General features: G+C 67.4%; 9 protein-coding genes and 1 pseudogene. All 10 read left to right on the top strand.

Translation table 11 applies throughout. From position 1 onward, the window contains the following. Positions 1-152: 152 nt before the first annotated feature. Positions 153-479 (top strand): TcmI family type II polyketide cyclase, encoded by a 327-nt coding sequence (locus tag U9980_RS12875; RefSeq protein ID WP_322768118.1) that lies wholly within the window; start codon positions 153-155, stop codon positions 477-479. A 238-nt stretch (positions 480-717) separates the two neighbouring features. Next, the gene (locus U9980_RS12870) at positions 718-972 is read left to right on the top strand and encodes a phosphopantetheine-binding protein (protein WP_322768117.1); all 255 of its coding nucleotides are present in this window, start codon (positions 718-720) and stop codon (positions 970-972) included. Positions 973-1,020: 48 nt separating this feature from the next. Further along, positions 1,021-1,503, top strand: coding sequence for an SRPBCC family protein (locus tag U9980_RS12865; RefSeq protein ID WP_322768116.1), 483 nt, complete (start codon positions 1,021-1,023; stop codon positions 1,501-1,503). Further along, positions 1,500-1,907 (top strand): cupin domain-containing protein, encoded by a 408-nt coding sequence (locus U9980_RS12860; protein WP_322747966.1) that lies wholly within the window; start codon positions 1,500-1,502, stop codon positions 1,905-1,907. The genes U9980_RS12865 and U9980_RS12860 overlap by 4 nt, the downstream gene beginning before the upstream one ends. Before the next feature lies 1 nt (position 1,908). Beyond that, a pseudogene (locus tag U9980_RS12855) lies at positions 1,909-3,235 on the top strand (beta-ketoacyl-[acyl-carrier-protein] synthase family protein). After that, entirely contained in the window at positions 3,232-4,485 is a 1,254-nt protein-coding gene (locus U9980_RS12850; RefSeq protein ID WP_322768115.1) for a beta-ketoacyl synthase N-terminal-like domain-containing protein, read from the top strand. The pseudogene U9980_RS12855 and the gene U9980_RS12850 overlap by 4 nt, the downstream one beginning before the upstream one ends. A 47-nt stretch (positions 4,486-4,532) precedes the next feature. Next, positions 4,533-4,730: a hypothetical protein gene (locus U9980_RS12845; RefSeq protein WP_322747969.1), complete on the top strand. Its 198-nt coding sequence runs from the start codon at positions 4,533-4,535 to the stop codon at positions 4,728-4,730. Between the two features lie 38 nt (positions 4,731-4,768). After that, positions 4,769-5,083 (top strand): antibiotic biosynthesis monooxygenase family protein, encoded by a 315-nt coding sequence (locus U9980_RS12840; protein ID WP_322768124.1) that lies wholly within the window; start codon positions 4,769-4,771, stop codon positions 5,081-5,083. Next, a complete protein-coding gene (locus U9980_RS12835; protein WP_322768123.1) occupies positions 5,080-5,292 on the top strand; it encodes a hypothetical protein in 213 nt (70 codons plus the stop codon). Before U9980_RS12840 ends, U9980_RS12835 begins: the two co-directional genes overlap by 4 nt. Positions 5,293-5,352: 60 nt before the next feature. Continuing rightward, a partial coding sequence (locus U9980_RS12830) for an SDR family NAD(P)-dependent oxidoreductase (protein WP_322768114.1) occupies positions 5,353-6,014 on the top strand: 662 nt, incomplete at its 3' end.

Below are 6,014 nucleotides of genomic sequence, written 5' to 3'. Positions count from 1 at the left end.
CGCCGACGGTCCTGTCATATCGTCAACACATGCCGGCGCCGATGCGACACCGACGTTGCACGCGCCTGCCCGAGCTCTTCCAGATATAGTCAGGGAGCACGCGTGTCAAGGTTCTACGGTCAGGTTTGCCCAACTGCTTCCGGGCCCGCCCGATGACACACCGGACTCTTATCGTCGCCCGCATGGACGCCAGCGACGAGGCCGCCGTCGCCGGTATCTTCCGCGAGTCCGACGATGGGCAGCTGCCCCACATGCTGGGTGTTGTCCGACGAAATCTGTTCAGTTTTCACGGACTGTATTTCCACCTGATAGAAGCGGCTGACGACGTCGCCCCCGCGCTGCCCGCCATTCGCGAGCACCCGCTGTTCGTCGACGTTAACACAAAGCTGGAGAAGCACATCACCGCGTACGACCCGGACACCTGGAGCAGCCCGCGGGACGCGATGGCCCGGAACTTCTACTCCTGGACCGCCGACTGACGAACAGATCGACCGACCATCGGGTCACCGTACTGAGGCCGACTCACGTCGCCGCTCGAGCTGCAGGTGCCGGGTCCCGCTGGACCGACGGGCGTGCGATCGGTGTTCATCTCCACGTCCCCGAAACCTCCACATCCCCGAAACCTCCACGTCCCCGAAACGCCCATGGACCCGCCGGCCCCGCGGTCCGGTCCCACTTCATGGTCACTGTGACCACCGTCGCAAAGGAGAAAGCGTCATGGCACCCGCATGGAGCGCCGCCCGCCTACTCGACTTTCTCGTCGAACAGAGCGTGCTCGCTCCCGACGACCGCCCGGCCCACCTTGACGTCACGTTCGCCGAGGTCGGCGTGGACTCACTGGCATACCTGCACCTGCAGACCGTCGTCTTCGACGCCTTCGGGATCGAACTGCCCGCGGAACCGCCCGCCGACTACACCCTCGCCCAGATCCTCACCGCGATCAACGTCACCGCCAGCCAGGTCGTCGCCTGACGAGCAGGCGTCGGCAGGCGTGCCATATGGTGAACCGAATGGAGAATAATGGCCGCGCACACGGACAACTCGATCTTCATCGATGCCGATATCGATCTCGTCTGGACGATGACCAACGATCTCGAAACCTGGCCGAACCTTTTTACCGAGTATGCCTCGGTAGACATTCTTGAACACCACGAACAGACTTTCCGATTCCGGTTGACCATGCACCCGGATGCGGACGGGAAGGTCTGGAGCTGGGTTTCGGAACGGACCCTCGACCCGGGCAAATACCGGGTCGAGGCGCACCGCGTCGAAACAGGACCGTTCGATTTCATGAACATCGAATGGACATACGAACCAGAGGGCACCGGCACTAGGATGCGCTGGGTCCAGGACTTCCACATGCGCCCGGAGGCACCCGTCGACGACGAGTGGATGACCAACAACATCAACAACAACAGCCGGCGGGAGATGGGCGTCATCCGCGAGAAGGTCGAACGAGCCGCCCGCGCCGCAAAGCCCCTTGGATCCGAGGAGACGCAATGACCGTGACCGATCAGGCCACCAGACCGGCCGTGGTGTCCATCCACGATGTCCCGGCCAACCGTCGTCGTGGCGGTGACATCCGCACCCTGCTGTCCCCCGCGACGGTGGGCGCGAAGTCCGGCTTCCTCGGCACTCTCACGCTGGCGCCCGGCGAGATCGTCACCGAGCACTGGCATCCGTACTCCGAGGAGTTCCTGTACTGCGTATCCGGAAGTGTCACCGCGCGACTTGACGGCGAGCACACCACGCTTCCGGCCGAGCACGGACTGCTCATCCCGATCGGCATGCGGCACCGGATCGTCAACGAGGGCGGCGAGACAGCCTTCCTCGTCTTCCATCTGAGTCCCCTGGCGCCTCGCCCGGACCTCGGCCACGTGGACACCGAACCGCTCCCCCAGAGCTGACATGTCCGCACCGGAGCACCCCGTGAAGGAGCCGGCAGTGAGAAGGACGGCGATTACCGGCATCGGCGTGATCGCGCCGGGAGGCACCGGCCGCAAGGAGTTCTGGCACCTGCTGACCGAAGGCCGGACTGCGACCAGGCGCCTGTCGTTCTTCGACCCGACCCAGTTCCGCTCGCAGATAGCCGCCGAATGCGACTTCGACCCGGCCGCGGCGGGGCTGACACCGCAGGAAATCGCCCGTAATGACCGTTTCGTTGCAGTTCGCTCTCGCGGCCGCGACCGAAGCGGTCGCCGACAGCGGACTGGAACTCGGCGGGGACGCGGACACGCCCGGCATGGGAGACACCGACGGCCCGGTGGTCGCTGTCAGCATGGGCAGCGCGGTCGGCGCGACCACCCGGCTGGAGGACGAGTACGTGGTCGCCAGTAACAGTGGACGTGACTGGCTCGTCGACCCCAGCTATGCGTCGTCGTTTCTCTACCACGCCCTGGTTCCAAGCTGCCTGGCCACCGAAGTGGCGTGCCGATTCTCGGCCCACGGCCCGGCGCACGTGGTCTCGACGGGCTGCACGTCCGGGATCGACGCGGTCGGGTACGGCCACCAGCTCATCGTCGACGGCGAGGCCGACATCGTGATCGCGGGCGCGACGGACGCGCCGCTGTCCCCGATCTCCATTGCCTGCTTCGACGCGATCCGTGCGACGTCCGCGCGCAACGACGACCCCGAGCACGCATCCCGGCCGTTCGACGCGACCCGCGACGGGTTCGTGATGGGCGAGGGCTCCGCCGTCCTCGTGCTGGAGGAACTGGCCCATGCCCGGGCCCGGGGCGCCCATGTGTACTGCGAGATCACCGGCTACGCCGCGCGGTCGAACGCCTTCCACATGACCGGGCTGAAGGCTGACGGCCTCGACATGGCGGATGCGATCTCGGACGCGCTGCGGCAGGGCCGGACCGACCCCACCCGGGTCGATTACGTCAACGCGCACGGCTCGGGAACCAAGCAGAACGACCGCCACGAGACCGCCGCGTTCAAGAAGTCGCTCGGGCCGCACGCGTACAACGTCCCGGTGAGCTCGATCAAATCCATGGTCGGCCACTCGTTGGGGGCGATCGGCGCCATCGAGGTCGCGGCCTGTGCTCTGGCGATCGAGAACCGCGTCGTCCCGCCCACAGCCAACTGGGCCAACCGGGACCCCGAATGCGACCTGGACTACGTGCCGAACATCGCCCGCGACCACGACGTCAACGTGGCCCTGTCGGTCGGCAGCGGTTTCGGCGGGTTTCAGTCAGCCATCGTGCTCGACCGCGGCCAGGACGCCCGGTGAACACCACCCGGCCGGCGCTTCGTCCCGTTGTCACCGGCATTGGAGTGATCGCCCCGAGCGGCATCGGGGCCGAGGAGCACTGGCGTTCGACGCTGCGTGGCGAGCTCCGGGTGGGGCCGATCAGCAGTTTCGACGCGGGCCGGTACGCCACGACGCTCGCCGGCCAGGTCGAGGGGTTCGACCCCGCCGACCACCTGAGCGGACGGATTGTCCTGCAGACCGACCGGTGGACGTGGCTGGGCATGGCCGCCACCGAACTCGCGCTCGCCGACGCCGCCTACGACCCGGCGGCGCATGATCCTTACGCGACCTCGGTGGTGTTCGCGGCCGGCTCCGGTGGCAACGACTTCGGCCAGCGGGAGATCCAGCGGCTGTGGAGCCGTGGTCGCCAGGCCGTGAGCGTGTACCAGTCCATCGCCTGGTTCTATGCGGCGACGACCGGCCAGACCTCGATCAAACACGGTCTCAAGGGGCCGTCCGGGGTCATGGTCTCCGACGCCGCCGGCGGTCTTGACAGCCTCGCGCAGGCCCGGCGGACCATCCGTCGTGGCACCCCCACCGTTCTCGCCGGCGGTGCCGAGGCGGGCCTCACCCCCTACGCGCTCACCTGCCAGATCACGGGCGGGCGGCTGTCCACCAGCGGTGAGCCGACGGACGCCTACAAGCCGTTCGACCGGTCCGCGGGCGGTTACGTGCCCGCCGAGGGCGGCGCGACGCTCGTCGTGGAAGACCCGGCCACCGCGGGTGCCCGTGGCGCGCCACGGGTGTACGCCGAGATCGCCGGATACGCGGCAACCCACGACGCGCATCATCATCGCGACCCGTCACCGGACCCACGCTGGTACGCCGAGGCCATGCGCCGGGCGCTCGCAGACGCGCGCCTCACCCCGGCCGACGTCGATGTGATCTTCGCGGACGGCGCGGGCTCCCGCGACCTCGACGACCTTGAGGCACGCGCGATCCAGCTGGCCTTCGGTGCACACGCCGAGCATGTTCCGGTCACCGCTCCCCAGGGCCTGATCGGGCGGATGTGCGCGGGTGGCTCGGCACTGGCGGCCGTGAACGCGCTGCTGTCCATCCGCGACGGGGTGATCCCCGCGGTGGGCAACCTTGACAACCCGGTGCCCCAGTACCGCCTTGACCTCGTCCGTACGCCGCGCGAAGGCCCCGTGCGGGTCGCCATGGTCAACGCCCGCGGTTACGGGGGCTTCAACAGTTCACTGATCCTGAAAGGAGTCCCCACCGCATAAGGCTTCGGGCGACACGCTACCGACTTCACCATCGACGAAGGGATCTGATGGACCATCCCAACCCTTTTCGCATCATGCTCACCATGAGGACCTACCCGGACCGGGAGCGTGAGTTCGAGGAGACCTGCCTACAAATCGGCGACCGCGTCACCGGCCACCTGGAGAACAGGCAGGGGGTGCAGGCCAGCGGGTCCATGACCACTGGCACCGTGCTGACCCTCCGGCCTGGAACGGCGGTCGGGTGAGCAGGCGATCGGAGCCGGGTGGCGGGCGCGTGCGGGTGATGATCTGGGCGCTGGCCCCGGCGGACGACCCGGACGCGGTCGAACGGGCCTACCACGCGATCAGCCCGAAACTCGCCGGCGCCCCAGGCCTACTCGGTAACCAGCTGCTGCGTGATCCGGGCGACCCGGCCCGGTACGTGGTGGTCAGCGAGTGGACGAACATCACCAACTTCGCCGCGTGGGAAGCCGGGGCCGACCACCGCACCATCACCTCGCCGCTGCGGCCCTACCAGGACCCCCAGCAGCGTCCGGCGATCTACGTAGAGATGGCGGCCTACGGGCCGACCGGCGTTCTGGTCGACGGGCTCGACTGAGAGCCTGTTTTGATCTTCATTCCGGCTCCGCCATACCCAGACAGCACCTGGCCGATGCGGGCCTGGCCCGCACGGACGTCGGCGTGCTTCTCGCCGACGGCGCTGGTTCCCCCGACCTGGACACGGTGGAGGCCGAGGCCATCCACCAGATGTTAGGAAAGCACGCCAGCCGGGTGCCGGTCACCGCTCCCAGTTCAGCAACTCCATGAGCATAAAAGCTGTCGACATAGCACAGACAAACTACAATGAGCATCCGAGGGGAAAACCCGATGGATTTCAGTCTCAAGGGCAGGACCGCTCTGGTGACCGGCGGTTCCCGTGGTATCGGCCGGGCGATCGTCCTGGCCTTGGCGCAGCAAGGAGTGTCGGTCACCGCCTGCTACACGCAGGAGGGTGACGCGGTCACGTCGTTGGCCGCGGAACTGAACGCACTGGGTGCCGACGCGTACCTGGTCCGCGCCGACATCACGGCCGAGACGGATGTCGACCACCTGCTCGATGCCGTCCGGGAGCGTTTCGGCAGCCTCGACATTCTCGTCAACAATGCGTCCGTGATCGGCCACTACCCGCTGCACGAAGTGGACCTGACCGAGTGGCGGCGGGTCATCGACACCAACCTCACCGGCCTGCACCTGGTGTACCGAGCCTCCTATGACCTGCTGTCGAGTAACGCGTCAATCATCAACATCGGGTCAGCCGGAGCCCTGCGCGGGATCGCGGACCGCGTTCCGTACATGACGTCCAAGGCGGCCCTGGTAGGACATGCCCGCTCGCTGTGCAAGGAACTGGGCCCCCGCGGCATCCGGATCAACGTGATCGCGCCGGGATACACCGACACCGACCGGACGATCGACATGTCGCCGGAACGGCGGGCATCGATCGCGGCCCGGTCGGCACTCGGCCGACTCGGGACACCCGAGGAAGTCGCGGA

The organism is Protofrankia sp. Cr1 (assembly GCF_963555865.1).
GTDB lineage: Bacteria > Actinomycetota > Actinomycetes > Frankiales > Frankiaceae > Protofrankia.
This window is presented reverse-complemented; position numbering and strand designations above follow the sequence as displayed.